Annotated in this window: 1 protein-coding gene; it reads left to right on the top strand. The window is 66.4% G+C overall.

The window, feature by feature from the left end; genetic code table 11:
• Positions 1-122 precede the first annotated feature (122 nt).
• Positions 123-1,216, top strand: a protein-coding gene (locus IE278_RS43475) for an IS630 family transposase (RefSeq protein ID WP_444546126.1) whose coding sequence is annotated in 2 segments (ribosomal slippage) — positions 123-584 and positions 587-1,216 — 1,092 coding nt in all. Because the reading frame shifts where the segments join, the coding sequence is not laid out codon by codon here.
• Positions 1,217-1,333: the final 117 nt, after the last annotated feature.

Genomic DNA, 1,333 nt, shown 5'->3' with positions numbered 1-1,333 from the left:
GCAGTCACCACCGGACACGGCATTGACCTCTACCGCCGGATTTAACGAACTACCGTTACTGATCTATTCGGGGTGTTGTCGGAGGGGCTGACGGGTGGTGATCCCTGCGGTAGGCCGGTGGTATGAGGTATGCGCAGGGCGGCGGGCTGACCGCCGAGCGGCGGCAGTTCAGAGAACAGATCCGGTTCAAGGCCGGTGAACGGTTCGAGCAAGGCGACAGAAATGCGGCTATCGCGAAAGACCTGCGGGTGAGCGGTCGGTCGGTGGAGCGCTGGCGGCGGGCCTGGCGTGAGGGCGGCAGGGCCGCGCTCCAGTCTGCGGGAGCGCCGAAGCTGCCCAAGCTCAGTGATGACCGGTTCACCGAACTCGAGAAAAAGCTGGCCCGGGGCCCGGCCGAGCACGGCTGGGAGGACCAACGCTGGACCCTGGCAAGAATCCGGGCACTGATCTCATGGCAGTTCCAGCTGGAGGTCTCGTCGGCGGCGGTGTGGCGGTTGATGCACCGGCACGGCTGGTCCTGGCAGTCGCCCACCCGCCGGGCTCTGGAACGAGACGAGGACGCTGTCGGGTTGTGGAAGAAGGACGTGTGGCCGCAGGCGGAATGACTGCGGCGGCGCTGGGGGCGTTCATCGTCTTCGAGGACGAGGCCGGGTTCTCGATGACGGCGGCACGAGCTCGGACCTGGGGCCGACGCGGGCAGACACCGCTGGTGCGGGTGCGCGGCCGGTCCTGGCGCCGCTACTCGATCGCCGCCCTGTGCTGCTACCGGCCGGGCGAGTCCTCCCGGCTGATCTACCGGCCGCGCCGCCACCGAAAGTACCGCGGTGTGGGACGCAACAGCTTCGCCTGGACCGATTACCGCGACCTGATCGTCCGCGCCCACATCCAGCTCAAGGCCCCCATCGTCCTCATCTGGGACAATCTCAACACCCACCGGGCTGCCGGAATGCGCCAGTACGCGGCCGACCACGACTGGCTCACCATCGTGCAACTGCCTTCCTACGCACCGGATCTGAACCCGGTCGAAGGAGTGTGGTCACTGCTACGGCGCGGCCCGCTGGCCAACATCGCCTTCACCGACGACGACCGCCTCGAACGCACCCTCCGCCGCGGCCTGCGACACATCCAACACCGCCCACACCTGATCGACGGCTGCCTCACCGGCACCGGACTCCAACTGACCCACGACCCGACAACACCCCGAAGAGATCAGTAGGTCCGCACAGACAGCCGTCCACGTCAGGACAATCGCGCCGCGGGCAGGCCGTTTACTACTGAGGTTTTCGTTAGTTCTGTGGTGTTTGGGAGCTTATTGTCAGTCCGGTGTGAGTGA

The organism is Streptomyces tauricus (assembly GCF_014650955.1).
Taxonomy (GTDB): Bacteria; Actinomycetota; Actinomycetes; order Streptomycetales; family Streptomycetaceae; genus Streptomyces; species Streptomyces tauricus.
The sequence above is the reverse complement of the archived record's forward strand: the minus strand, read 5'-3'. Positions and strand labels throughout refer to the sequence as shown.